A 26705-nucleotide genomic window follows, 5' to 3' on the forward strand; every position below is an offset into this window, starting at 1 on the left:
TACAAACTCCCTGCCATGACCCCCCTCAGTCGCAGATCCTTCCTGGTCGCGGGCGGCACGGGCGCGGCCCTCCTGCTCGCCCGGCCGGCCCTCGCCGCCGAGGCGCACCACACCGTCACGCTCAGGGCCAGGCCGGGCGCCGAGAGCGAGCGCCTCCGGCTCCAGCAGGCACTCAGGACCACCGACTTCCACCCCACCGGCGTGCACCTGCCCGCCGGCACCCCGCTGACCGTCGAGGTGGCGGCCCCCGACGGGCTCCTGCCCACGCTGCACGTCGGCGCCCCCGACACGCACGCCGACGTCACGTACAAGAACCCGCGCGCCTACCCGCTGGCCGCCGGCGTCAACACCGTCACGGACCCGGGCGGCGGCCTGGTCTACCTGTCGCTCACCGGTGACGGGCAGCGCGCCCGGGTCAGGTTCCGCTCGGGCGGGGTGCGCGTCCCCACGTTCAGGCTGGGCGAGACCAGCGAGGAGAGCTTCCAGGCGCAGCTCGACGCGCTCACCGACGCGCCCCAGGTCGAGCTGGTGTCCGAGCGCGCCATCGTCTCCGTCACCCGGGACGGCATGCTCGCCTGGCGCGACCAGGACCACGCCGCCCTGCTACGGCTCCTCGAAACGATCATCGCCTCGCACGCCGCGATCTCCGGGCTCTCCCAGGCGGAGCGTTCCCCGCTGCCGTTCCACCTCGTCGAGGCCCCCCGGATGCCCGCCGGCGCCGGAGCGTACGCCACGCACGGGTGGACCGCCTACCCGCGCACCTACCTGGACCGCCTGATCACCGTGACCGGCCTGCGCACCAGGGGCTGGGGCGTCTACCACGAGCTCGGCCACCAGCACCAGCAGATGGCCTACAAGCCGAACGACCTCACCGAGGTCACGGTCAACATCTACTCGCTGGCCGCCCAGCGCACGCTCGGCCAGCCGTCCAACCTGGTCGTGAACGGCGTCTACGCCACGGCCCTGGCCAAGCTGCCCGCCGCCGACTACCTCAAGCTGGGGGCGTACGAGAAGCTCGTCCCCTTCCGCCAGCTCGAACTGGCCTTCGGCGAGGACTTCTACCCGCGGCTGCACCGCCTGGTGCGCGCCGAGCGGCCCGCCTCCGACTACACGGAGTCGGCCAAGCGCTGGGGTCACCTCGCGCTCTACACCTCCCGCATCGCCCGCGCCGACCTGTCCGCCTTCTGGCGGCGGTGGGGCGCCCCGCTGACGGACGAGTACCTGGCGCAGGTGGCGGCGCTCGGGCTGCCCGCCCCCGCCACCGATCTGACCGCGCTGGTCGAACGATGACCAGCCGCCGCGCCTTCCTCGGCGGCCTGGCCGCCGTACCGCTCCTCGGCTCCCGGTCCGGGCAGGATGCCTTCTCCGAGCTGCGCGCCAAGGCCGCCGCCCTGTTCACGGGCGGTGGCATCGACCCGGACGACCCCGTCTTCGCCGCACCCGTGGCCCGGCTGGACGCCGCCGCGCGGGCGCACCGGGCGGCCATGGACGTGTCGGCCGGCCGCACCTTCCTCTGGCCTGACCTCCCCCTCACCGGCGTGTCGGGTGACATCGCGGGCAGCTACCAGCGCCTGCGCACGCTCGCCACCGCCTGGGCGAGCCCGGGCACCTCCACGCACGGGGACGAGGCCGCGGCCCGGGAGATCCTCGGCGGCCTCGACTTCCTCTACGAGCGCGCCTACAACGAGGCCAGGCGCGAGACCGGCAACTGGTGGCACTGGGAGATCGGCGCGCCCCGCGCCCTGATGGACACCGCCGTGATCATGCACGACGCCATCAGCGCCGGCCAGCGGGCCGCCTGGATCCGCGCCGTGGACCGCTTCTGCCCCAACCCCGACCGCAGGACCAACCTCACCGACTTCGCCGAGACCGGCGCCAACCGGGCCGACAAGGCGCTCATCGTGGCCCTGCGCGGCATCGTCGGCGCGGACGCCGGCAAGCTCGCGCTCGCCCGCGACGGCCTGTCCGACACGCGCGACGCCGGCAAGCACACCCTGTTCGGGCACGTCACCTCGGGCGACGGCTTCTACGCCGACGGGTCGTTCATCCAGCACGGCGTGGTCGCCTACACCGGGTCGTACGGGGTGGTGCTGCTCCAGTCACTCGCCACGATCCTGGGGCTGCTCGGCGGCAGCGCCTGGGAGGTCACCGATCCGGCGGTGCGCGTCGTGCTCGACGCGGTGGAGAACGCCTACGCGCCGTGGATCCACGACGGGCTGATGATGGACAGCGTCCGCGGCCGGGCCGTGTCGCGGCAGTTCAACCGCGACGACGACGCCGGCCGCGACACCGTCGACGCGATCCTGCAACTGGCCGCGGGCGCCGGCGAGCCCTATGCCACCCGGTTCAGGCAGCTCGCCAAGGGGTGGATCCGGCGGGGCCGCTTCCTCGACGCCGCGAACGTCGCCGCCACCGCCAGGGCCGCCGCGCTGCTGGGCGACGCCGCGGTGGCCGCGGCGCCGCGCCCGCGCGGCCACCGCGTGTTCGCCGCCATGGACCGGATCGTGCACCGCCGCCCCTCCTGGTCGTTCGCCATCAGCCTGTCGTCGCGGCGGATCGCGATGTACGAGTGCGGCAACGGCGAGAACTACCGGGCCTGGTACCAGGGCGACGGCGCCACCTACCTCCACCTCGACCTCGACCACTACAGCGCCGGCTACTGGCCGACGGTCGACTCCTACCGGCTGGCCGGCACCACCGTGGACACCCGCCACCGCGACCCCGCCGTCTCCGTCGGCGGCACGGGCACGTTCCGGCCGGCCAACGCCTGGGCGGGCGGCGCCACCGCCGGCGGGTACGGGGTGGCGGGGCTCGACCTGATGGCGGCCGGCACCTCGCTGACGGCCAGGAAAAGCTGGGTGTGCCTGGACGACGCGGTGGTCTGCCTGGGCGCCGGCATCACCAGCAGCGACGGCCGCCCGATCGAGACGGTGGTCGAGAACCGCGCCACCGCGGCCACCCTGACCACCGGCGACGGCTGGGCCCACCTCGACGGCGTCGCCGGATACGTCTTCCCCACCGGCCCCGCCCCGCGCACGCTCCAGGAGCGCCGCACCGGCACCTGGCTGGAGATCAACGACGGCCCCAGCACCAGGGGCACCGCCGATCCCGTGACCCGCGACTACACCACCCTCTGGTTCGACCACGGGCCCGACCCCACGGACGCGACCTACGCCTACATCCTGCTCCCGGCCGCCACCCGCGAGCGGACCAGGGACTTCGACGGCGTCGAGATCCTCGCCAACACCGGCGACGCGCAGGCGGTCCGCGCGCGGGGCCGCTCGGCCGGCGGCGGCGAGCTGCTCGCGGCGATCTTCTGGACGCCCGGGGAGGTGGGCCGCGCGCCGGAAGCGGGCGGTGTTTCGGCGTCGGCGCCCTGCGCGGTCCTGATCCGGCGTGCGGCCGGGCGGATCACGGTGGCGGTCTCCGACCCGAGCCGCACGGTCGCCACCACCACGATCACGCTCCCGCACCCGGCGCACCGCCTGATCGAGGCCGACGATACGGTCTCCGTGACGACGGGCGACCGGCCCCGGGTCACGGTGAACCTGGCCGGCTCGGCCGGCCGCACGCACACCGCCGTACTCTCGACGGGCCGGAAAGGCTGAACATGATCCCTCCTTACCTTCCGCTCCCGCCGTCCGACCGCGTGCTCTCCCCGCGCACCGGCTGGACCCGCGCCCACTGGGAGGCCCTGGCCGACCACCTGCTGGAGGCCGTCACGCCGTACGCCTCGCCGGGGCAGGCGCAGTTCCGGCTGCCCGGCAGGGCGAGCTGGTCGGGTGTGGTGCTGGACGGTCTGGAGGGGTTCGCGCGCACGTTCCTGGCGGCGGCGTTCCGGATCGCGGGCGCGGGCGGGGACGTGCCGCACCTGGTCGAGCGGTACGCCAGAGGGCTCGCCGCCGGCACCGACCCGTCGAGCGGCGAGTCCTGGCCGGTGCTGACCGACTGCTCGCAGCAGATGGTAGAGGCCGCCTCGATCGCGATCGGCCTCCACGAGACCCGGCCGTGGTTGTGGGACCGGCTCGACGACGGCGTGCGGGAGCGGGTGGTCGAGTGGCTCGGCGGCTTCGTCGGCAAGCGGACCTGGGACAACAACTGGATGTTGTTCCAGACCGTGACGGAGGAGTTCCTGAAGTCCGTCGGCGGGCCGTACGAGCAGGGGGAGATCGAGCGGGGGCTGGAGCGGATCGAGGACTGGTACGTCGGCGACGGCTGGTACACCGACGGCGGGTCCAGGAACTTCGACTACTACTGCGGGTGGGCGCTGCACCTGTACCCGCTGCTGTGGACCCGCATGTCGGGGCACGCCGAGCGGGCCGCGCTGTACGCGGGGCGGCTGCGCGAGTTCCTGGGGACGTACCAGCACTTCTTCGGCTCCGACGGCGCGCCGGTCCACCAGGGCCGCTCGCTCACCTACCGCTTCGCCGCCGTCGCGCCCGTCTGGCTGGGCGCGCTCGCCGGCGCCACCCCGCTCACCCCCGGCCAGACCCGCAAGCTGGCCTCCTCCGTCGTGCGTCACTTCGCCGAGCGCGGCGTGCCCTCGCCCGACGGGCTGCTCTCCCTCGGCTGGTACGAGCCGTTCCTGCCCACGACGCAGGCCTACTCGGGGCCCGCGTCGCCGTACTGGGCCTCGAAGGCCTTCATCGGGCTGCTGCTGCCGCCCGATCACCCGGTGTGGACCGAGCGCGAGCAGTCGCTGCCCATCGACGAGCACGACGTGACCGCCGCCGTCCCGGCCACCGGGCTGCTCCTGCACGGCACCCGCCACGACGGGATCGTCCGGCTGCTCAACCACGGCAGCGACCACGGCGCCCCGCCCGACGACCCGCACTACGCCAAGCTCGCCTACTCCACGCGCACCGGGCCCGAGGCCGCCGAGCACGCCTGGTCCCGCGACCTCGACAACCACCTCGCCCTGATCGCGCCGGACGGGGTCCCGTCGCGCCGGGCCGCCATCCGGCCGCTGTCCTGCCACGACGCCACCGCCTCCTCCTCGTACGAGACCGGGACGGGGGCCGTGATCACGACCACCTCCGCCGTGTGCGGCCCCTGGGAGGTGCGCGTTCACGAGATCGCGGGCGGGGCGGGCAGCGCGGTGCGCGAAGGCGGGTACGCCCTCTCCGACGCCGGCCCGCCCGCCTCGGTCACCGGCGACGGCTGGGCGCTGGCCCGCCGCGCCGACGGCCTGACCTCCGCGGTGATCGGGCTGTACGGGTGGGCGCGGGCGAGCGTGTCGCGGGAGGTCGAGTCGAACGCCTTCGGCCCGCACTCGGCCGTCCCCTGCCTGCACTCCGACGCGCCCGGCCTGCACGTCTCCCTGGTGGTGCTGTCGGGCGACGAGGTGCACCCCGGCGCGCTGCGCGACGCCGTCACGGTGGACGTCTCCGGCGAGGCGGTCGTCGTCACCTTCCCCAACGGCACGTCCACGACGGTGGCTCGCGCCTGAACCCGTAGCCCGTCCTCGCCCGCCGGCCTGGCCTACCGTCCTGGCCTACCGTTCTCGCCCGCTGTCCTCGCCCGCCGCCCTCGCCCGCCGCCGCGCACGGCGAACGGTCACGCGCCCCCGGGCGCCGCACGCGCGCCCGGCCTCAGACGCTGCGCAGGACCGAGACCACGATGCCCAGCACCGCGGCCTCGTCGCCGTCGATGACGTCGTAGGCGGGGTTGCGCGGTTCGAGGAAGACGTGCCCGCCGCGCTGGCGGTACACCTTCACGGTGGCCTCGCCGTCGATCATCGCGGCGACGATCTGGCCGGAGTGCGCCTCGGGCTGTTGCCGGACCACGACGATGTCGCCGTCGCAGATCGCGGCGTCGATCATCGAGTCGCCCCGCACCCGGAGGGCGAACACGGTGCCTCGCCCGGTCAGGTCGCGGGGCAGGGTCAGCGCCTCGTCCAGGTGCTCGTCCGCGAGGATCGGGGTGCCCGCGGCGATGTCGCCGACCACGGGCACGCTCACCAGGTCACCGGCCGGCTCCGGCGCCGCGGCCCGCAGGAACGGGCGCACGTCGATCGACCTGGTCACGGCCGTGCTCCGGCGCAGGAGGCCCCTCTCCTCCAGGCTCTTCAGGTGCTTCGACACCGACGAGGCCGACCTCAGCCCGACGGCGCGGCCGAGCTCGCGGGTGCTCGGCGGGTACCCGTACCGGGCCACCCAGTCCCGGATCATGGCCAGGATCCGCTGCTGGCGCTGCGGCAGGGCCGAGAAGTCCACGTACTCGAACGCGTCATGATCGTCGTAGCTGGTCACCAGCGAAATGGTAGGCCCATCGCGGCACGCCGGGGTGACGGGCGGTTCTCGCCGCCCTCCCCAGCGGCGGCACCCGCGCACGCGCTCTTGGCCGCCGGGCGCGGTCATGTCAGCGTTACGGTCACGGACCGCGCCGACAGGAGAGACCGCCATGGCCGAAGCCTCCATCGCCCCCGTGACCGCATCCGGCCCCGCGCCCGAGACCGGCGCGTCCTTCGACGCCGTCGTGATCGGCGCCGGGTTCTCCGGCATGTACATGCTGCACCGGCTGCGCGGCCTGGGCCTGACCGCCCGGGTGTACGAGGCCGGCGACGGCGTCGGCGGCACCTGGTACTGGAACCGGTATCCGGGCGCCCGCTGCGACGTGGAGAGCGTGGAGTACTGCTACTCCTTCTCCGAGGAGCTGCGGCAGGAGTGGGACTGGACCGAGCGGTACCCGTCCCAGCCCGAGATCCTGCGCTACGCCGAGCACGTCGCCGACCGGTTCGACCTGCGCCGCGACATGCGGTTCCGGACGCGGGTCACCCGCGCCGCCTACGACGAGGCCGCGTCGCGCTGGCGGGTGGAGACCGACCGCGGTGACCGGGTGACGGGCCGCTTCCTCATCACGGCCGTGGGCTGCCTCTCGGACGCCCGCGTCCCCGACATCCCCGGCGCCGGCTCCTTCCGCGGCGACAGTCACCACACCGGGCGCTGGCCGCACGAGGAGGTGGACCTCGCGGGCAAGCGGGTCGCGGTCATCGGCACGGGTTCGTCCGGCATCCAGATCATCCCGGTCCTCGCCGAGCGGGCCGCGCAGGTGACGGTCTTCCAGCGGACGCCCAACTTCGCCATCCCGGCGTGGAACCGGCCGCTCGATCCCGGGTACGCCCGCTGGGTGAAGGACAACTACGCCGAGATCCGCCGCTCGATGCGCGACTCCCTGTTCGGCATCGCGGCGTCGTTCAACACCGGCTCGGCGCTGGCGGCGTCGGAGCAGGAGCGGCTGGCGGAGCTGGAGGCGCGCTGGGCTCACGGCGGGCCGGGCTTCCTCGGCGCCTTCGGTGACACGGCGGTGGACCCGCGGGCGAACGAGCTCGTGGCCGAGTTCGTCCGGGAGAAGATCCGCCAGACCGTCGAGGACCCGCGGGTGGCCGAGCTGCTGTCGCCCCGCGACCACCCGATCGGCACCAAGCGCCCGTGCTTCGACTCCGACTACTACGCCACCTTCAACCGGCCGAACGTGCGGCTCGTGGACGTCCGGACGACCCCGATCGAGGAGATCACGCAGACCGGGCTGCGCACCGCCGAGGCGACGTACGAGGTGGACACCATCGTCTACGCCACCGGCTACGACGCGCTGACCGGCCCGCTGCTCGCCATCGACATCACGGGGACGGGCGGCACGGCGCTGCGCGAGAAGTGGGCGGCCGGGCCCCGCACGTATCTGGGCCTGATGACCGCCGGGTTCCCCAACCTGTTCACCATCACGGGGCCGGGCAGCCCGTCGGTGCTCAGCAACATGTTCGTCTCCATCGAGCAGCACGTGGACTGGATCGCCGGCTGCCTGCAGCACCTGGCCGGGACGGGCGCGACCGTCATCGAGGCCGATCCCGGCGCCGAGGAAGCCTGGACGCGGCACGTCGGCGAGGTGGCGGCGCAGACGCTCTTCCCGCGGGCCGACTCCTGGTACTTGGGCGCGAACATCCCCGGCAAGCCCCGGGTCTTCCTGCCCTATCCCGGCGGCGTCGGCACCTACCGCGTCATCTGCGAGGAGGTCGCGGCCAAGGGGTACGAGGGCTTCGTGCTGTCACCCTGACAACCCTGGGGGGAGGCTCGCGTCGGCTTCGCATCGTGCGAAGCCGACACATCCGCGCCCCTGAATGGACACGAAGTGTCAATGTTCAAGATTTCACGGCACGTCCACGCCTAATACAGGGTTTTTCACCGTATGTCGGTTTACGCTCCCCGGCATGCGTGTTAAGTCCCGGGTCCCGGCGATCCTCGTCGCGGCCGGCGTCGCCGCCGGCTCGATCGCCGCCCTGTCCTCACCCTCCGTGGCCGCCGCGGCGCCAGGCACCGTGGTCATCAGCCAGGTCTACGGCGGGGGCGGCAACTCCGGCGCCCCCTTCTCCAACGACTTCGTCGAGCTGTTCAACCGCGGCGCCACCCCCGTGTCGCTGGACGGCTGGTCCGTGCAGTACACCAGCGCCGGCGGCACCGGGAACTTCGCCGCCAACAGGGCCGCCCTGTCCGGCACCCTGGCGCCCGGCCAGTACCACCTCGTCCAGCTCGCCGCGGGCACCACGCCCAGCGGCGCGCTGCCCCGGCCCGACAGCGCCGGCTCGATCAACATGAGCGGCACCGCGGGCAAGGTGGCGCTGGTCCGCTCGGCCGAGGGCCTGGCCTGCAACGGTTCCTCCACCCCCTGCTCCGAGGACCAGCTCGGGCAGCTCGCCGACCTCGTCGGGTACGGCACCGCGAACTTCTCCGAGGGCACCGCCGCCCCCGCGCTCACCAACGCCACCGGCGGGTTCCGCAAGAGCGGCGGCTGCGCCGACACCGACGACAACGGCGCCGACTTCGAGACCGCGGCCCCGGCGCCGCGCAACAGCGCCACCACCCCGGCCCCCTGCGGCGACGGCGAGCCGACCCCGACGCCCACGCCGACCCCGACACCGACCGAGAGCTGCGACACCCCGGCCACACACCAGATCTCCCAGGTGCAGGGCAGCGGCGACGCCAGCCCGGTCGCCGGCCAGAACGTCCGGGTCGAGGGCGTCGTGACCGGCTCCTTCCAGGGCGCCGGCGGCCTCGGCGGCTTCTACCTCCAGTCCGCCCGGCCGGACGCCGACCCGGCGACCTCCGAGGGCCTGTTCGTGTACTCCTCCTCGCCGGTCAAGGCCGGTGACAGGGTGCTCGTCTCCGGCAAGGCGATCGAGTACAACGGCCTGACCGAGATCTCGCCGGCCACCGCGGTGAACGTCTGCGGCACCGGCACGGTCAGGCGCACCGAGCTCGACCTGCCGCTCAGGAAGGACCTCACCTTCGAGCGTTACGAGGGCATGCTCGTCACCTTCGACGACGACCTCGCGATCTCCGAGACCTACAACCTGGCCCGGTTCGGCGAGCTCCTCCTCGCCGAGGACGAGCGGCTGTACCAGCCGACCGACCGCGACGGCGTGGACCCCGGCAGGGACGCGCGGCGCAGGATCCTGCTCGACGACGGCTCGAACGCGCAGAACCCGGCCACGCTGCCGTACCACACCCAGGGCTCGAACACCGTCCGCCTCGGTGACGAGGTGCGGGACCTGACCGGCATCCTCACCTACGGCTTCGACGTCTACCGCGTCCAGCCGACCGAGCCCGTGGTCTTCCGCGCGAAGAACCCGCGCCCCGCCCGCCCCGAGCGGGTCGGCGGCGACGTCCGGGTGGCCAGCCTCAACACGCTCAACTGGTTCACCACGCTCGGCTCGCGCGGCGCCACCACCGCCGAGGAGCGGGACCGCCAGCTCGCCAAGCTGGTCGCCAACATCACCACGCTCGACCCCGCCGTGGCCGGGCTGATGGAGGTCGAGCGCAACGGCGACGTGGCGCTCAACGCCCTGGTGGACGCGCTCAACGCCAAGGCCGGCGCGGGCACGTACCAGGCGATCTCGCACCCCAATCCGGGCACCGACCTCATCCAGACCGCGCTGATCTACCAGCCGGCCAAGGTCACCCCGATCGGCCCGGCGCGCTCCTCCGCCGACCCGATCTTCAACCGGCCGCCGCTGGTGCAGACGTTCGGCAAGGCCAGGGGGCACGGCAGGACGTTCACCGTGCTGGTGAACCACTTCAAGTCCAAGGGCTGCACCGACGCGGACGGCCCGGCCACCGGCGCGGACGCCGACCAGGGTGACGGGCAGAGCTGCTACAACGCCAAGCGCGTCAAGCAGGCCCAGGCCGTGCTGTCCCTGATCGGCGAGCTGAAGCTGAAGAACGCGCTCGTCCTCGGCGACATCAACGCCTACGGCGAGGAGGACCCGATCCACACCTTCGAGAACGCCGGGCTGACCAGCCTGAGCAAGAAGTACGTGGAGGAGGACGAGCGTTACAGCTACGTCTTCGAGGGCCTGTCCGGCGAGCTCGACCACGTGCTGGCCGACAAGGGCGCCCGCAAGCTGGTGACGGGCGCGACCATCTGGCACGTCAACTCCGACGAGGGCCGGTTCATGGACTACAACACCGAGTACAACCCGCCCTACCTGTACGCGCCCGACCCCTTCCGCTCCTCCGACCACGACCCGCTGCTGGTGGGTCTGCGGCTCTGAGAACACGCACACCGGCCGCGGCGGAGCTTCACTCCGCCGCGGCCGGCGCGTGTCAGACGGCCTTCGCGTTGATGGTGACCGGGATGTTGCCGCGGGTCGCCTTGGAGTACGGGCAGAGCTGGTGGGCCGCCGCGCCCAGCTCCTCGGCCGTCTGCTGGTCCACGCCGCCGAGCTCCAGGTTGAGCACGGCGCTCAGGCCGAACTCGCCGTCGTCGCCGTGGTTCAGGGTCGCCTCGACCGTGATGGCGGTGCTCTTCAGCGTGACCTTGCGCTGGGCCGCCGCCCTCCTGACCGCGCCGAGGAAGCAGGCGCCCCAGCCCGCGGCGAAGAGCTGCTCGGGGTTGGTGGCCCCGCCCGCGCCCCCGAACTCCTTCGGGATGGCGAGCGTGGTGTCGAGCATGCCGTCATCGGCCTGGACGCGCCCGCCGTTCCTGCCCTCTCCCGTGACGGTGACGACCCCGGTGTAGCTGACAGCCATGGCTGTATCCCTTCTGAGCGGGTACGCCGGGAAGCACCTTTCGCGTCACCGGCTTAACTGGTGACGATATTGGCAACCCAAGACGTCACCTGTCAAGCCGGTGACGGACCGGTCTCCAGCAGACGGCCGTCTGACAGCTCCAGCCACCGCTCGACCCCGATCTCCGCCAGGAACCGTTCGTCGTGGCTGACCACCACGAACGCCCCCTCGTACGCCGCCAGCGCGCTCTCCAGCTGGGCCACGCTGACCAGGTCGAGGTTGTTGGTCGGCTCGTCCAGCAGCAGCAACTGGGGCGCGGGCTCGGCGCACAACACGCACGCCAGCGTCGCCCGCAGGCGCTCCCCGCCGGACAGCACGCCCACGGGCAGGTGCGCCCGCGGTCCCCGGAACAGGAAGCGGGCCAGCAGGTTCATCCGCTCGGCCGAGGCCATGCCGGGAGCCGCCTGCGCCAGGTTCTCGGCCACGGTGCGGTCCAGGTCGAGCAGGTCCAGCCGCTGCGACAGGTAGGCCACCCGGCCGTCGGCCCGGCGGGTGGTGCCGCCGTCCGGCTCCAGGTCGCCGCTGATCAGCCGCAGCAGGGTGGACTTGCCGGCGCCGTTGGGGCCGGTCAGCGCGATGCGCTCGGGCCCGCGCACGGTCAGGTCCACGCCCGGCCCGGCGAACAGGCCGCGCGCCTGCAGGCGCTCACCGTGGAAGACCGTGCGCCCGGCCGGCACGTGCGTGCCGGGCAGCTCCAGCGCGATCTTCTGATCGTCGCGCAGCGCCCGCCCGGCCTCGTCGAGCCGCGCTTTGGCGTCGCTGACCCGGGAGGCGTGCAGCTGCCCGGCCCGGCCGGCCGACTCCTGCGCGCCGCGCTTCATGTTGCCGGCGAAGATGCGCGGCAGGCCGGCGTTCTTCAGGTTGCGGGCCGCGTTGCTCGCCCGGCGATCGGCCCGCTCGCGGGCCTGCTGCATCTCCCGCTTCTCGCGCTTGAGCTCCTGCTCGGCGCTGCGCACGTCACGTTCCGCGGCCTCCTGCTCGACGCGCACGGCCTCCTCGTAGGCGGTGTAGCCGCCGCCGTAGAAGCGCAGCTCGCCGCGGTCGAGCTCGGCGATGCGGTCCATCCGGTCGAGCAGGGCGCGGTCGTGGCTGACCACCAGCAGGCAACCGTTCCAGTCGCCGAGCAGGTCGTGCAGGCGGCGCCGGGCCGCCAGGTCGAGGTTGTTGGTCGGCTCGTCCAGCACCAGCACGTCGGGCCGCTTGAGCAGCTGCGCGGCCAGGCCGAGCGAGACGACCTGGCCGCCGCTCAGCGTGCCGAGCGTGCGGTCGAAGGCGAGCCCTGCCAGGCCGAGCCGGTCGAGCTGGGCGCGGGTGCGCTCCTCGATGTCCCAGTCGGTGCCGATGGTGGTGAAGTGCTCCTCGGCGGCGTCGCCGGACTCGATGGCGTCGAGCGCGGCGATCACCGGGGCGATGCCCAGCACCTCGGCCACGGTCAGGTCCTGGGTGAGGGGCAGGCTCTGCGGCAGGTAGCCGAGCACGCCCTTGACCGACACGTCGCCGCTCGACGGCCGCAGCTCGCCGGCGATCAGCTTGAGCAGCGTGCTCTTGCCGGCGCCGTTCGGCGCGACCAGACCGGTACGGCCGCCGCCCACGCTGAAGGACAGGCCGGTGAAGACGGGAGTGTCGTCGGGCCAGGAGAAGGACAGCCCGGAGCAGATGACGAATGCGTCAGACATGTGACATACCTCTGAAAGGTGACCCGGGCATGCGAGAAGAAGGCCCGGCGGGGAAACAGGAACGAGGGAACGACGACCTGGGCCACACCGGCGACGGTCTTCGCGCGTCGGCCGGGGCCGGGGTCAACCTCCGGTATCACCCGGAGATGTCGTCGTCGCCTGCCATGTCTGGTCTCCTAGCTGTCACGAATGTGCGCACTTCACCCTAGCACCCGCCGGAAACTGGTCATTCCACGTCACTCGTTTGACAGGTGACGCACCTTCTCGTCACCATCTGAACAGGTGACGAATGGAAGGCGGGCGGCTGTGGAGTACGACTACGTGGTGGTGGGCGCGGGCGCCGCGGCCGGCGTGCTGGCGGCCCGGCTCTCCCAGGACCCGGACGTGAGCGTGCTGCTCCTGGCCGCGGGCGACACCGGCGCGCCCGCGCCCCGCCCCTTCACCCGCGGGCACCGCTCCGGCTACGACGCCTGGGCGGCGCGGGGATGGAGCTTCGACGACCTCCTGCCCTACCTCAAGCGCAGCGAGCGCGCACCGGGACGCGACCCCAGATGGCGCGGCCGGAGCGGCCCGCTGAGCGTCGCCCTCGCCGCCGAGCCGAGCCCCGTGATCGCGGCCTGCGTGGCGGCCGCCGAGGAGGCCGGGCACCCCAGGGCCGCCGACGTCTCCTCCGGCCTGGAGGAGGGCTTCGGCCGGCCGGACCTGCGCCTCACCGACGGCGCCGCCGCCTACCTGGCTCCGGCCGCCGGCCGCGCCAACCTCCGCGTGGTGCCGGGCGCGCTCGTCCACCGCCTCCTGATCGAGCGCGGCCGGTGCGCGGGCGTCGTCTGGGCCGTGGACGGCGAGCAGGTCACGGCGCGGGCCGCCAGGGAGGTGGTGCTCGCGGCCGGCGCCATCGGGACGCCGCACCTGCTGATGCTGTCCGGCATCGGGCCGTCCAGGCACCTGCGCGAGACGGGCGTCGCCGTCGCGCACGACCTGCCCGGGGTCGGCTCGGACCTGCAGGACCACGTCACAGCCGGGCTGGTCTACACCCCCGCCCGCTCCCTGCTCGCCCCCAGGAACGGCCACGGGCAGGCGCTCGGCCTGCTGCGCGGCCCGCACGCGCCGGACGGGCCCGACCTGCAGATCACCTTCCTGGACGTGCCGCGCCACTCCCCCGCGCTCGGCGGCCCGCGCCAGGGTTACACGATCCGCGTGTCCCTGGTGCGCCCGCGCAGCCGCGGCACCGTACGCCTGGCCTCCTGCTCGCCCACCAGCCCGCCCGCCGTCGACCCCCGCCCCTACTCCGACCCGCGCGACCTGGCCACGATGGTCGCCGGCCTGCGGGCCGCCAGGGAGATCGGCGGGGCACGCGCCCTGGACGGCTGGCGCGGCGGCGAGGTGCTGCCCGGCCCCGACGTGCGCGACACCAGGGCCCTGCGGGCGTACCTGCGCGCGGGCCCCGACGCCTCCGGTCACCACGCCGGCACCTGCGCGATCGGCACCGTGGTGGACGAGGAGCTGCGCGTCCTCGGCCTCGACGGCCTGCGCGTGGCCGACGCCTCGGTCATGCCGTCGATCGTGTCCGGCGACCCCGCCGCCGCCGTGTACGGCATCGCGGAGCGCGCCGCCGAGCTCATCGCCTGACACGCGCCGCCTCCTCCTCGGCCCACTGGGGATGGTGCTTCCTGGCCCATCCCCACGTCACCGACCCCGAGCGCATCCCGCGCCGCGCCTCCGGGTCCCGGTAGGCCAGCCGCATGTGGCCGAGCACGACGACGGCGATCGCCAGCGCCGTCACGTCGTGCACGAAGATCGCGCTCGTCCGGGAGATCCACGGCAGCGCCCCGGTGAACCACATCAGCAGCCCCGTGAACGCCATCACCGGCACGGCCCCGGCGATCCAGCCCGCCCAGATCTTCTGCCCCGCGTTGAACTTGCCGGCCGGGCGCGGACCCGGCGTGCCCCTACGGGCCGCGCGCAGCCACTGCCGGTCGTACGGGGCCAGCCGGTTGAGCCGGCGCAGGTCCGCGCGGAACGACCGGGCGGCCAGCCCGAGCAGGAACGGCGCGGGCAGCAGCAGCCCCGACCACTCGTGCACGACGACCAGCAGATGGCGGCGGCCGACGAGCTGGGCCAGCGGCGCGAAGTAGAGGAACGCCGCCGACCCCGCGCACAGCAGCATGAGCGCGGCCGTGGCGCGGTGGACCAGGCGCTCGGCGCGGGTGAAGCGCCGCAGCCGCCCGGACGCTCCGGCCGAGCCGGAACGCCCCACCCGCCCGGACGCTTCGGCCGAGCCGGAACGCCGCGGCCCGTCAGGCGCTCCGGTCGAGCCAGCCGTCGACGTCATAGCCGTACTCCTCCCAATATCCCGGGACGACCTTCTCGGTGACGGAGATGCCGGACAGCCACTTGGCGGACTTGTAGAAGTACATCGGGGCGACGTACAGCCGCACCGGGCCACCGCGCTCGTGGGTGAGCGGCTTGTCCTGCATGTCCAGGGCCACCACCACGTCGGAGCGGCGCGCCTGGTCGAGCGTGAGGCTCTCGGTGTAGACGCCGTCGAAGCAGGTGAAGCGGAGCGCCGTGCCTTCCGGGCGCACGCCCGCCAGGTCGAGCAGGTGCGCGAGCGACACGCCGGTGAACGGGGTGCGCGGCACCCGCCAGCCGTCCGTGCACTCGACGTCGCCGACGACCCGGGTCTGCGGCATGGCGCGCAGCTCGTCCAGCGTGTACGTGATGGGCCGCTCGACGAGGCCGCCGATCCGCAGCCGGTAGTCGGCCGCGGTCTTCTCCGGCACCGAGCCCGCCACGCTGAAGTAGCGGAACCCGCCCGGGCCGGGCAGCAGCCCGGTCGGGTCGGTCGCGGCGAGCCGTTCCCAGCCGTTCTGCACGAGAGGGGCGGCGGCGAGGGCGGCGGCGCCCGCGCCGAGCATCGAGAGCATCGTCCGGCGCGCGATCGGCGGGCCGCTCTCCTTCGGGTGTCGTTGATCGGTCACGCCTGCGATTCGAGCAGCCGCGGCATGCTCCCGCGAGGAAGGACCGGTTCCGGTAATACTTCCGTCAGCCTTGCTCCGCACGGGACACCTCCTGGCGCAGGAACAGGCCTCGCTCCGCCCACAGCTCCTCGTCCAGATGGTGGTCACGCCACACCTCCGGCGGGTCGGCCAGCCAGTCGTGGCCGAAGATCGCGTACGGGTGGCCCGCGCCCGCGTGCGTCAGCTCGTACTGGCCCAGGTACTCCATCAACGGCCGCCACAGCGGCCCGTTCGCGACGATCAGGTACGAGGCCGCCAGCCCCGGCTCGTGCAGCCAGCGGCGCAGCATCCACGCCTGGAACACGTCCGTGATGGGGGACGGCTTGGCCTCGTAGGCGGGGCAGATCAGATGCCGGGCGATCCCGACGTGCCCGTCCGGGGGCAGCGCCGTGCGCCGGCTCACGTCGTGCCAGATCTCCCCGACGACGGGGTCGGCGTCCAGCTCCTCCTGCTCGGGGCGGCGCAGCGTCAGCCAGCTCATGAAGGCCCGCAGCCGGCCGCTCCCGCGGGAGCGGAGCAGGGTGAACGCCTCCGGCCTGCGGTCCAGCCAGAACCGGACGGACGCGGCCGTGACCTCGCCCTGCGACTCGCGCGCCATGGCGACGACCTCGTCGTGGTCGTCCGGGGTCACCGCGCACGCGCGCACGTCCTCCTCGCCCACCTGCGACACGTACCGGCCCAGGACTCCGCCGCGCCGGCGCAGCCGGCTGATGGTGCGCATCACCGCCACGCTCGCGTGCGGGTCGCGGGCGCCGCGCAGCAGCTCGTCCATGACGTGGTGGCGGATCGCGCGGTGCATCCGCTCGTAGCCGGCGGGGTCGCGCCAGCGCAGGTGGTGGTCGAGGGCCTCGCGCAGCACGCCGCCCACCTCCAGGCCGCGGGCGGCGGTCTCGACGTACGGCTGCGCCCTGAGCCAGTCGAACAGCTCCGCCGCCCGGCCGCCCGGCAGCACCACGGCGAGCAGGTCCTCCGTGGTGTGGCGGGCGTGCGCGCACACGTGCAGCGCCCACCGGTGCAGGTCCGATGGCACGTCGCCGGCCAGCAGCGCGAGCACGCCGTCGACCACGTGCCGGGCCGCCTCGCGGCGCGACGGCTGTCCCGTGGCCGACATGCTCCTGCCGACCTCGGCGGCCAGCGACAGGGCGAAGGGGTGGCCGGCGGCGAAGTCCGCGATGGACCCGCGCAGGCCGGGCTCGACGCCGCGGGCTTCGAGCAGCGCGGCCGACTCCGCGGCGGTGAGGGCTTCGAGATGCCTGATCACGATCGCTCCCGACCAGGCCGGATCCGTGAGCCAGGCGGCGCTCGGCCCGCTCCTGCCCGCCACCACGACGGCCGTGTCCGCGGGCAGGCGCCTGAGGTAGTCGTCGCGCAGCCACGCCTCGAGCCCGGCCAGCTCCTCGAAGGCGTCGATGAGCAGGACCGGGCCCGCGGCCCCGGCGAGCTCCTCCGCGAACCGTTCGAGGCGCTCGCGGGGTCCGGCGGACGGGCCCGAGGGACGTATCGGCCGGCCCTCGGCGGAGGCGTTCAGGCTTACCGGCCGGCCCTCGGCCGTGGCGTTCAGGCTTACCGGCCGGCCCTCGGCGCTCGGGTGCAGGTGCCGTACCTGGCGGCCCTCGGCGGTGGCGTCCTCGGCCAGCTGGTGCAGCAGCGCCGACTTGCCGATGCCGGCCGGCCCGCGGACGAAGAGCACCCCGGGGCGGCCCTGCGCCAGCAGGTCCAGGAAGGCGGCGCGTTCGGTGGCACGGCCGACGAACCGCGCCGCGGCGGGCCCCGCGGACGGCCCCCGCGGACCGGGCCGCGCCACCCACAGCACGGGTGGCGCGGGTGACACGGACGACGCCGGGGAGGGGAACGGCGCGGGCGCGGGCTCGTCGCCCGGGTCCGCCTCGGCGCGCAGGATCCTGTCGTGGACGGCACGCAGCCGGGGCCCCGGGCTGACGCCCAGCTCCTTGCCCAGCAGGTCGTAGACCATCCGGTAGACCTCGAGCGCCTCCGCCCGGCGACCGCCGCGGTACAGGGCGAGCAGGTAGATCTCGTACAGCGGCTCTTCGAGCCGGTTCCGCTCGATGAGCAGCGGCACCTCGGCCGCCACCTCGGCGTGCTCGCCGCGCTCCAGCCGCAACCGCAGCAGCTCCTGGACGGCGACCAGCCGCAGCCGCTCCAGCCGGAACCGCTCGCGTTCGGCCGCGTCGCCGGGAACCCCGGCCAGCGCCGTGCCCGTCCAGAGGGCCAGCGCCTGCTCCAGCAGCTTCACGGCCGCCGGGACCTGCCCGCCCTCGCGCTCCAGCCTGGCCGCTTCGAGCAGGTCGGCGAACTCGATGGCGTCCACCGCGAATAGCTCGGGGTCGAGCATGTAACCGCCGGACCTGGAGCTGATCACCGCGTCCAGCCCGTGCGCGGACAGCAGCCGCCTGATGCGGGAGATATACGTCCTGACGACGGCCTCGCCGGTGGCCGGCGCGTGCTCGCCCCACAGGCCGTCGATCACCTCGCCGATCCGTACGAAGCTGCCGCTGTTGGCCAGCAGCAGCATCAGGACGGCCTGCTGCTGGGGCGTGCCGAGGTCCAGGCGGGTGTCACCGCAGGCGAGGCCGGGAGGTCCGAGGATGGTGAACCTGCAGGGAGGCGGAAGCATGTCCCCGAAGGTAGGTTCGGCAGGATCCGCGCCGCGAGCGTCAGATGACTCCGTCTGTGTACGTCACGTGTACGTCCCGCAGGACCCGGCCCGCGACCGAGACCTTACAGACTGCGGACAAGCCCGGCAATATGCCAAAACCACGACGCGGCGTCAGTAGGGTCTGTCAGAGATGCCCTCCGGGGCATCGGCGACGATGCACGCGAGGCAAGAGGTGGGGGAACCTCGATGGGCGGAGTGAGTTTCGGGCTGCTGGGCCCGATCAGCGTCTGGAGCGGCGGGGAGGAGCTGGACGCGGGGTCCCCGCAACAGCGCGGGGTGCTCGCCCTGCTGCTGCTCGGCGAGGGCCGCCAGGTCTCGATCGACGAGATCGTCAGCGCGTTGTGGGCCGGCCGGGCGCCGCGCAGCGCCGTCGTGAGCACCCGCACGTACGTCTCGCGCCTGCGCCGGGTGCTGGCCGACGGCGGGGGCGCCGGGCTGGGCACCGAGGCGGAGATCAGGTCGGCGGGCGGCGGCTACCAGCTCGTCGTGGACCCCTGCGCGGTGGACGTGACGGTGTTCCGCCAGACCACCGCCGCCGCGCGCCGGGCCCGGGAGCGGGGCAACGTCGCGGAGGCCTCCCGGCTGCTGCGCGGCGCGCTGGCGCTGTGGCGCGGGCCGGCGTTCGACGGGCTGGGCGGGGCCTTCTTCGAGGGCCGGCGTACCTGGCTGGAGCAGTTGCGCGCCTCCGCCATGGAGGAGCGCTGGGCGCTCGACATCGAGCGGGGCGACGGCGGCGCGGCGATCGCCGAGCTGACGCTCGCCACGGCGGCGGAGCCCTACCGCGAGCGGTTGTGGGAGCTGCTGATGTGGGCGCTCGACCGCGACGGCCGCCCGGCGGACGCGCTGGCGGCCTACCGCCGCATCGCCCGGTTGCTGGCCGACGACCTCGGCCTTGACCCGGGCCCCGGACTGCGCAGGATGTCCGCCCGCATCAGCATGTCGGCCGGCGCCTCACTGGTCTGACCGGCGAACCCCCGCCCCACTGCTTCTTACTGCGCTTCATTCGTCCGGACGGTAGGTCCTGAGCATCCGCGCGAGATCGGCCCGGGAGCTCACCCCGAGCTTGGGGAAGATCCGGTGCAGGTGGGTGCCGACAGTGCGGTGGGACAGGTAGAGCCGCTGCCCGATCTCCCGGTTCGTCAGCCCCTCGGCGGCCAGCTGGGCGATGCTCAGCTCGTGCGGGGTGAGCCGGTCCCACGCGTCCGGGTCCCGGGTCGGGCTCGACTCGCCCGCGCCGCGCAGCTCCCGCCGTGCCCGCTCGCCCCAGGCGGCCATGCCGAGCGCGTCGAAGGCCTCCCTGGCCGTACGCAGGTGCATGCGGGACTCCACGGCCCGGCGCCGGCGGCGCAGCCACTCGCCGAACGCCAGGTGCAGCCGCGCCCGCTCGGCGGGCCACCCGGACAGGTCCGCCCGCAACGCGGCCGCGTACAGCTCCTCGGCCTCCTCGTTCGGGGCGAGCACGGCGCGCGCGTACCGCAACCCGATGTGCAGCGCGGGTGATGGAGCCGACGCGGCCAGCGGCTCCAGGCCGCGCAGCACGTCCCGCATGGCGGCGGCCCGCCCGGCCCGCAGCGCGGCTTCGGTGAGCTCGGCCAGGAAGTAGGCGCGCAGGGCGAACTGGTAGGCGGGGTCGGTGGGGTCGAGGATCCGGCTCAGGTCGGCGAACGCGTCGTCGAAGCGCCCCTCGCTCATGGCCGCGAGGCCGCGGGCGAGCTGCACGGTGGCCAGCACCGGCCGGGCGCCGGCGGGCAGCGCGACCCGCTCGGCCTCGTCGGCCAGGGCACGGGCCTGCTCGTTCTCGCCCCGCAGCGCGGCGATCTCGGCTTGGACGGCCGTCGCCAGCCCGTACATGAACGGCTGGCCGGTCTCCTCGGCGAGCCTGGCGGCCTCCTCGGCGGCGGGGACGGCCGTGGCCAGGTCGCCGAGCCTGGTCAGGCTCCACGCCTGGACGGCCAGCGCCCTGGGGAGCAGCCCCAGCCTGCCCTGGGCGCGCAGTCCTGGCGCGGCCACCGAGGAAAGGCGGCCTGCCAGGTCGAACGCCCCGATCTGGAGGGCCGCGCTGCCGAGGTAACGGTCCACCTCGGGATCGGCGCCGGCGGCTCCGGCCAGCTCGCGCAGCCCGCCGAGCACGGTGGCGCCCCGCTCGAACGGCGCCGCGTACGCGGCGATCGCGACCATGCGCGGATCGCCGGCGGGCAGCGGCAGCCCGTCGGCCACGCGCAGCACCAGGCGGCGGGCGTCCTGGCCCGGCTCGGACCAGAAGCAGCGCATGGCTGCGCCCCACAGGATCCGGGCGGCCGGCTCGACGTGCCCTTCCGCGGCAATCGACGCGGCCAGCCCGGCCAGCTCGGGCACCCGGGAGACGTCCTCGCGCACCCCGTCCTCGAAGCCGCTGAGCAGCCAGGCGGCGGTGGCGCGCCGGCGCGGGGACAGGTCCAGCTCTCGCGCGTCGCGCACCAGGCGCTCGGCCGTGGCGCGGCTGCCGGACTCGACCGCGAGCTCGGCCGCGCGCAGCAGCCTGAGCGCCTTGCCCTCGCGCTCCTCGCTCAGCCGGGCCGCCTGCTCCAGCGCCGCCACCGCGGCGGCCACCGCGCCCCGGCGCAGCGCCTGGGCGGCGGCCCGATCCAGCTCGGCCGCCACCTCCTCGTCGGGCCCGGCCGTCGCGGCGGCCCGGTGCCAGGCCCGCCGGTCGGGGTGCTCGCGGAGCGTCTCGGCCAGGGCCAGGTGGGCCCGCCCGCGCTCGGCGAGCGTCGCGGACGCGGGGATGGCCGATCGCATCAGCGGATGGCGGAACCTGACCGCGCCGGCGGCGATCTCGACCAGCCGGGCCTCGACGGCCGGCCCGAAAACCTCCAGCCCGGCCTCCAGCCCGGCCTCCTCCCCGGAGACCGGACCGGCCCCCGCCCCCGCCCCCGCCCCCGCCCGCGCCCGCGCCCGCGGCTGCGGCTGCGGCTGCGGCTGCGTGCCCACGATTGGGCCAGTGTCCTCGGTCGGGCCGGTGTCCCCCATCGTTCCCGAGCGCAGGAGCAGGCGCGTGGCTGCGAGCGTCTCCGCTGCCGACTCGCTCTCGTTGAGCGCCGCGACCAGCAGGGCGGTGCGCGTCGGCATCGGCAGGGCGGCGACCCGGGCGGTGAACGCGCGCTCTAGGCGCTCGCCCAGCGGTGCCGGCGAGTCGAGGCCGCCGCCCTGGTCCGCCGTGGCCGCGGGCAGCTCGATCAGCGCCAGCGGGTTCCCGGCGGCCTGCTCCAGGATCCGCTCCCTGAGCGCCGGGGCGAGGCCGGGGGCGGTCGAGTCGAGCAGCTCGGCGGCGGCCTCTCCGGAGAGCCTGCCGACGGTCATCGCCGGCAGCCCCGCCTCCCGCAGCGGCGAGGGCTCCCCCTCCCGCAGGGTCGCGACCATCACGATGGGCTCGGACCCGATCCGGCGCGCCACGAAGGCGAGGACGTCGGCGCTGGCGCGATCCAGCCAGTGCGCGTCCTCGGCGACGACCAGCAGCGGCCGGGCGGCGGCCACCTCGGCCAGCAGGGTCAGCGTGGCCAGCCCCACGAGGTAGACGCCGGCTCCGGCCGCACCGCCGAGGTGCGCACCCCCTCCGGGACCGTCGTCAGGGCCGGCACCCGGCCCAGCGCCACCGCCGGGGCGCGCGTCCGATCCGACCCCACCGCCGGGCTGGGGGTTCAGTCCAGTCGTGCCGCCGAGATGGGTGCTGGGTTCGGCCGGATCGCCGGGATGGGTGTCGGGTGCAGCCGGACCGCCGGGATGGGTGTCGGGTGCAGCCGGACCGCCGGGATAGGTGTCGGGTTCGGCCGGATCGCCGAGGCCCAGTGCGCTGCGCAGGGCGGCGCGCTGGCGGGCGGGCAGCGCGTCCACGCCCGCGCGGACCGGGTACAGCAACTGGTGCAACCCGGCGTAGGGGAGGTTCTGCTCGGCCGCCACGCCGGTCGTCGTGAGCACGCGCAGGCCGGCGGCCGACGCCGCCGACGCCGCGGCCGCCACCAAGGCGGACTTGCCGATGCCTGCCTCGCCCCGGATGAGGACGCCACCGCGCCCCCGGAGACCGCCGCGATCCCGCACGCCGTCACGATCCCGCACGCCGTCACGATCCCGCACGCCGTCACGATCCCGCACGCCGTCACGATCCCGCACGCCGTCGCGATCCCGCACGCCGTCACGGCCCCGGAGGCCACTGTCCCGGACGTCGTCGATGAGCCCGGCCAGGGCCTTCAGCTCGGCCTCCCGCCCGAAAAGCGGCATGGTGGTGCGACTCCTAACCTCGGCTGCGCGAGTCCTGGGGGACCATACCCGAACGGGCCCGCCACGCTGCAACAGGACGTATACATCGCAGACGGCACATCCGCCCCGCACGCCGACCGTTCGTCAACGGAGTCTTCGCCCGCCGCTCCTACGCTGCCATGACATGTCCACCAACACCGAGGCCGCGGCCGTCGTCGAGACCCGCCTCATCCACGCGTTCCACCGGCGCGCCACGACGCTGCTGTGCGAGGCCGCCGCCCGGCGCTCCGTCCCCCTCGCGGCGCTGGCCGAGCTGCGCGAGTTCCTCGTCAAGAGCCTGCGGCACCACCACGAGACCGAGGACCGCCTGCTCTGGCCGATGATCGCGGCGGTGGCGCCGGAGGTGGCGGCGCGGTTCGGCGTGCTGAGCGAGGAGCACGACGCGCTCGACGTCGCGCTCGACGCCCTCGCGGACGTGCCGATCGGCGAGGACGGCGACCGCCCCGGGTTCCAGCGGGCGGCCGAGGCCGTCCGGTTCCTGGTGCACCGGCATCTCGATCACGAGGAGCCGCTGCTGCTCCCCGCGCTGCGCACGCACGTCTCGCCCGAGGCGTGGACGGCGTTCTCGCGCGAGGTGGTGGCCACGTCGCCGACCGAGGCCGCGCACCTGATCGTCGGATTCCTCGACCAGGTCGGTACGCAGGAGGAGGTCGCGCTCGTCCTGGCCGGCCTGCCCGAGCCCGCGCGGCAGTTCGTGCCCGTGAAGCGTGAGCAGGCGCACGCCGCCCTCGCGGTCCTGGAAGGCACAGCGAACACGGCGGGCGCGGCGAACACGGCGGAAGGCTGAGGTGGGCATGAATCTCGGACTAGCGGTGCCCTTCACCGATCCGGCCGCCCTGGTGGCGTGGGCCCGGCGGGCGGACGCGGGCCCGTACGGCAGGATCGGCGTGCCGGACCGGATCCTGTACGACAATTCCCAGCCCATGGTGATGCCGGCCGCGACGACGGCGGCGACCGAGCGGATCCGGGTTCAGCCGGAGGTGGTGCTCGCGCCGGAGCTCGCCGCCCAGTCGGTACGGGCGATGGCGACCACGGCCCCCGAGATCCGGGACGCCGTGGCCGCGTACCGGGAGCTCGGCGCGCACGAGGTCATGCTGAGCTGCTGGTCCGACGACATCGCGCAGATCGACCGCCTGGCGGACCTGCTGTCATGACCGTTTCGGGGGGATCGGCGATGACGGCATCGGGGATGTCGGGCTCCTGGACACCAGGCCCGCGATCACGGGGTCCGCGATGACGGGCTCCACCACAGCCGGGTCCGCGATGGCCGGGGCGGCGATCGTGGGGCGTGACGGCGAGCGGGAGGAGCTGGCCGCGTTCCTGGCGGCCACCCAGGGGCAGGCGCTCGTCCTCAGGGGCGAGACCGGCGTCGGGAAGAGCGCCCTGCTCGGCCACGCCGCCGCCCTCGCCGCCCCCGGGCACGACGTGATCAGGGCCGCCGGGGTCGAGGCGGAGTCGGAGCTGCCCTACGCCGGCCTCCACCAGCTGCTCTACCCCCTGCTCCCCCACCTGTCCGGGCTCGACGACGGGCACCGCGCCGCCTTCGACGTCGCCTTCGGGCTGCGCGAGGGCCGGACGCCGTCGGTCATGTCCCTCGGCATCGCCGTTCTCGACCTGCTGTCCCTGGCGGCGTCGGGCAGCCCGCTGCTGCTGTTGCTCGACGACGGCCAGTGGCTGGACGCCTCCAGCATCGAGGTGTGCGGGTTCGTGGGGCGGCGGCTCGCGGGCAGCTCGGTGAAGATGCTGATCGCCGTACGGTCGGACGTCGGCTCGCGGTTCGACACGGCCGCGCTCCCCGAGCTCGCGCTGGCGCCCCTCCCCGACGAGGCCGCCGGGCGGCTGCTGGACCTGCGCCATCCCGGGCTCGGCCCGCGGACCAGGCGCCTGGTCCTGGAGCACGCCATGGGCAACCCGCTGGCCCTCGTGGAGCTCCCGCCGCACGTGGGGGGCGAGGAACTGCTCGAATTCGGCGCCGTCCCCCTGTCACGCCGCCTCCAGCACGTGTACGGCATGCGCATCGAGCGCCTCGCCGACCCCGTACGCGAGGAGCTGCTGCGCGGCGCCCTCGACGGCGTCGGCGCGGGCCAGGGCGGGAACCGCGCCCCCGGCAGGCGCTACCGCATGCGCGACACCGGCGAGGCGGTGGCGGCCGGCTTGTTGGACACCGACCCCGCCACCGGCGAGCTCGTCTTCCGCCACCCGCTGGTCCGCTCCACCGTCGTCCAGCTCGCGACGCCGAACCAGCGCCGCGCGGCGCACGCGGACCTCGCCCGGCTGCACGAGGGCGACGTCGAGCGGCGCGCCCGCCACCTGGCGGCCGCGATCGTGGACCCCGACGAGGAGGTGGCTGCCGCGCTGGAGGCCGCGGCCGAGTCGGCGACCCGGCGCGGCGGCGCGGTCGCGGCCGTGGCCTGGCTGACCCGCGCGGCCGAGCTGAGCCAGACCCCGGCCGACCGGTCCAGGCGGCTCGGCGACGCCGCGTTCATCGCCGGGCACGCCGCGCTCCTGGACCAGGCGCAGCGGCTGGTCCGCGCGGACCCGGCACCAGGTCCGGCCGGGTCCCCCGCCACCGCCATCACCGCTGCGTACGTGGCCCTGTACGAGGACGGCGACGTACGCTCCGCGCATCACCGCGTCGCGGCGGCCATCGAGAACCTGCGGGACGACAGCCCGGAGGTGCTCACCCGGCTCGTGGACCTGTTACTCGCCACCAGCCTGTACGCCGGCGACGCCGTCTCGTGGCACCGCACCGAGCAACTGCTGCGCTCGCTGGGCGACCGCGTCCACCCGCGCTCGGCCGTCTACCGCGACGCGTGGAGCGACGTCGTCCGCCACGGCAGGGGCGTGCCCGAGCGGGTCGAGCGGGCGTTCGCCGACGTGTCGGCCCTGGAGCCGTGGGACGTCTCCCGCCTGGCCGTGGCCGCCTACCACGTCGACACGCTGAACAGGTACCGCCCCCACCTGCGGCGCGCGGTGGACCGCGAGGTGGAGACCGGCGCCGTGGCCAACGGCATGACCATGCTGCACCTGATCATGCTCGACCAGCTCGCCACCGGCGAGTGGGACGACGCCGAGCGGACGGGCCGGCGCGCCCTGCGGCTGACCACCTCGCACGGGAACGCGCTGTTCACCCACCACACCCACGCCTACCTGGGGCTTCTCGCCGCCGTACGCGGCCGGACCGAGCAGGCCCGCGAGTCGCAGGCGGTCGTGGACGCCTGGGCCCGCCCGCGCGGCATCGGGTTCCTGACGCAGATCGCCGACGCCATCGGCACGGCCGCGGCCCTCAGCGAGGGCGACTACGAGGCCGCCTACCTGCACGCCATCGGCATCACGCCGCCCGGATCCTTCGAACCCTACGCGCACCAGGCCTCGCGCACGCTGCTCGACCTGGTCGAAGCCGCCGTGCACACGGGACGGCTGGAGCAGGCCCACCGGCACGCCCGGGCCGCGCTGGACGCCGGCCTGCCCGCCCTCTCCCCCCGGCTGGCCATGATCACCTACGGCGCGATGTCGATGACGACCGGCGACGAGAAGGAGGCGGCGGACATGTACGCACGCGCCGAGGCCGAGCCGGGAGCCACCGCCTTCCCGTTCGAGCTGGCCCGCATCCGCCTGGCCCACGCCATCCGGCTCCGGCACACCCAGGGGCCCAAGGCCGCACGGCCGCTGCTGGTGCGCGCCACCGAGTCGTTCGACCGGCTCGGCGCCGCCGGCTGGGCGGAGCGGGCGCAGGCCGAGCTGCGGGCCTCGGGGGCGCCCGCCGGCGCCGCGCCGTCGCACCTGGTCGAGCTGACCTGGCAGGAACGCCGGATCGCGGAGCTGGCCGCCGGCGGGCTGACGAACAAGGAGATCGGCGAGCGCATGCACCTGTCGCCGCGCACCGTCAGCTCGCATCTCTACCGGGTCTTCCCGAAGCTGGGGATCACGTCCCGGGCCGCGCTGCGCGACGCCCTGGGCAAGCTCCCCCGGTGACGCC

Annotated in this window: 17 protein-coding genes; 10 read left to right on the forward strand and 7 right to left on the reverse strand. The window is 74.5% G+C overall.

Annotated features, from left to right (window positions below; translation table 11 throughout):
• Positions 1-15: 15 nt before the first annotated feature.
• From AB0I79_RS27190 to AB0I79_RS27200, 3 genes are read left to right on the forward strand one after another with little or no spacing between them, the layout of a single operon-like run.
• Entirely contained in the window at positions 16-1290 is a 1275-nt protein-coding gene (locus tag AB0I79_RS27190; protein WP_357878042.1) for a M60 family metallopeptidase, read from the forward strand.
• On the forward strand, positions 1287-3608 hold the full coding sequence (locus AB0I79_RS27195; protein WP_357878045.1) for a polysaccharide lyase 8 family protein: 2322 nt from the start codon (positions 1287-1289) through the stop codon (positions 3606-3608). Before AB0I79_RS27190 ends, AB0I79_RS27195 begins: the two co-directional genes overlap by 4 nt.
• Positions 3609-3610: 2 nt before the next feature.
• Positions 3611-5449 (forward strand): DUF2264 domain-containing protein, encoded by a 1839-nt coding sequence (locus AB0I79_RS27200; protein ID WP_357878048.1) that lies wholly within the window; start codon positions 3611-3613, stop codon positions 5447-5449.
• Positions 5450-5591: 142 nt separating this feature from the next.
• Here AB0I79_RS27200 and lexA read toward each other — a convergent pair whose 3' ends face one another.
• Positions 5592-6251 carry a transcriptional repressor LexA gene (gene lexA, locus AB0I79_RS27205; protein WP_357878051.1) on the reverse strand — a complete coding sequence of 220 codons (660 nt, stop codon included), beginning with the start codon at positions 6249-6251 and terminating at the stop codon, positions 5592-5594.
• A gap of 151 nt (positions 6252-6402) precedes the next feature.
• Here lexA and AB0I79_RS27210 point away from each other — a divergent pair, with 151 nt between their 5' ends.
• The gene (locus AB0I79_RS27210) at positions 6403-8049 is read left to right on the forward strand and encodes an NAD(P)/FAD-dependent oxidoreductase (RefSeq protein WP_357878053.1); all 1647 of its coding nucleotides are present in this window, start codon (positions 6403-6405) and stop codon (positions 8047-8049) included.
• 154 nt (positions 8050-8203) lie between these two features.
• Positions 8204-10543 carry an ExeM/NucH family extracellular endonuclease gene (locus AB0I79_RS27215; RefSeq protein WP_357878056.1) on the forward strand — a complete coding sequence of 780 codons (2340 nt, stop codon included), beginning with the start codon at positions 8204-8206 and terminating at the stop codon, positions 10541-10543.
• A gap of 52 nt (positions 10544-10595) precedes the next feature.
• On the opposite strand, the gene AB0I79_RS27220 is transcribed toward AB0I79_RS27215, so the two are convergent.
• Together AB0I79_RS27220 and AB0I79_RS27225 are read right to left on the reverse strand one after the other, a co-directional pair.
• Entirely contained in the window at positions 10596-11021 is a 426-nt protein-coding gene (locus tag AB0I79_RS27220) for an organic hydroperoxide resistance protein (RefSeq protein ID WP_357878059.1), read from the reverse strand.
• Between the two features lie 92 nt (positions 11022-11113).
• Complete coding sequence (locus AB0I79_RS27225) at positions 11114-12736, reverse strand: ABC-F family ATP-binding cassette domain-containing protein (protein ID WP_357878062.1); 1623 nt, start codon at positions 12734-12736, stop codon at positions 11114-11116.
• 306 nt (positions 12737-13042) lie between these two features.
• Between AB0I79_RS27225 and AB0I79_RS27230 the strand changes: the two genes are divergently transcribed.
• A complete protein-coding gene (locus AB0I79_RS27230; protein ID WP_357878065.1) occupies positions 13043-14365 on the forward strand; it encodes a GMC oxidoreductase in 1323 nt (440 codons plus the stop codon).
• Here the strand turns inward: AB0I79_RS27230 and AB0I79_RS27235 are convergent.
• The 3 genes from AB0I79_RS27235 to AB0I79_RS27245 form a co-directional block, all read right to left on the reverse strand.
• Complete coding sequence (locus tag AB0I79_RS27235; protein ID WP_357878068.1) at positions 14355-15068, reverse strand: cytochrome b/b6 domain-containing protein; 714 nt, start codon at positions 15066-15068, stop codon at positions 14355-14357. The genes AB0I79_RS27230 and AB0I79_RS27235 overlap by 11 nt on opposite strands.
• Complete coding sequence (locus tag AB0I79_RS27240) at positions 15034-15717, reverse strand: molybdopterin-dependent oxidoreductase (RefSeq protein WP_357878071.1); 684 nt, start codon at positions 15715-15717, stop codon at positions 15034-15036. The genes AB0I79_RS27235 and AB0I79_RS27240 overlap by 35 nt, the downstream gene beginning before the upstream one ends.
• A gap of 64 nt (positions 15718-15781) precedes the next feature.
• Positions 15782-18391, reverse strand: coding sequence for a BTAD domain-containing putative transcriptional regulator (locus tag AB0I79_RS27245; protein ID WP_357878074.1), 2610 nt, complete (start codon positions 18389-18391; stop codon positions 15782-15784).
• Between the two features lie 228 nt (positions 18392-18619).
• Between AB0I79_RS27245 and AB0I79_RS27250 the strand changes: the two genes are divergently transcribed.
• Entirely contained in the window at positions 18620-19396 is a 777-nt protein-coding gene (locus tag AB0I79_RS27250; protein WP_357878077.1) for an AfsR/SARP family transcriptional regulator, read from the forward strand.
• A gap of 36 nt (positions 19397-19432) precedes the next feature.
• Here the strand turns inward: AB0I79_RS27250 and AB0I79_RS27255 are convergent, their stop codons facing one another.
• Positions 19433-22687 (reverse strand): LuxR C-terminal-related transcriptional regulator, encoded by a 3255-nt coding sequence (locus AB0I79_RS27255; RefSeq protein ID WP_357878080.1) that lies wholly within the window; start codon positions 22685-22687, stop codon positions 19433-19435.
• Between the two features lie 163 nt (positions 22688-22850).
• Between AB0I79_RS27255 and AB0I79_RS27260 the strand changes: the two genes are divergently transcribed.
• The 3 genes from AB0I79_RS27260 to AB0I79_RS27270 all read left to right on the forward strand — a co-directional run bounded on the left by AB0I79_RS27260 (position 22851) and on the right by AB0I79_RS27270 (position 26701).
• Positions 22851-23513: a hemerythrin domain-containing protein gene (locus tag AB0I79_RS27260; RefSeq protein WP_357878083.1), complete on the forward strand. Its 663-nt coding sequence runs from the start codon at positions 22851-22853 to the stop codon at positions 23511-23513.
• Between the two features lie 7 nt (positions 23514-23520).
• A complete protein-coding gene (locus AB0I79_RS27265; RefSeq protein ID WP_357878086.1) occupies positions 23521-23880 on the forward strand; it encodes a hypothetical protein in 360 nt (119 codons plus the stop codon).
• 79 nt (positions 23881-23959) lie between these two features.
• Positions 23960-26701, forward strand: coding sequence for an AAA family ATPase (locus AB0I79_RS27270; protein ID WP_357878089.1), 2742 nt, complete (start codon positions 23960-23962; stop codon positions 26699-26701).
• Positions 26702-26705: the final 4 nt, after the last annotated feature.

Source organism: Nonomuraea sp. NPDC050202, from assembly GCF_040656115.1.
GTDB lineage: Bacteria > Actinomycetota > Actinomycetes > Streptosporangiales > Streptosporangiaceae > Nonomuraea.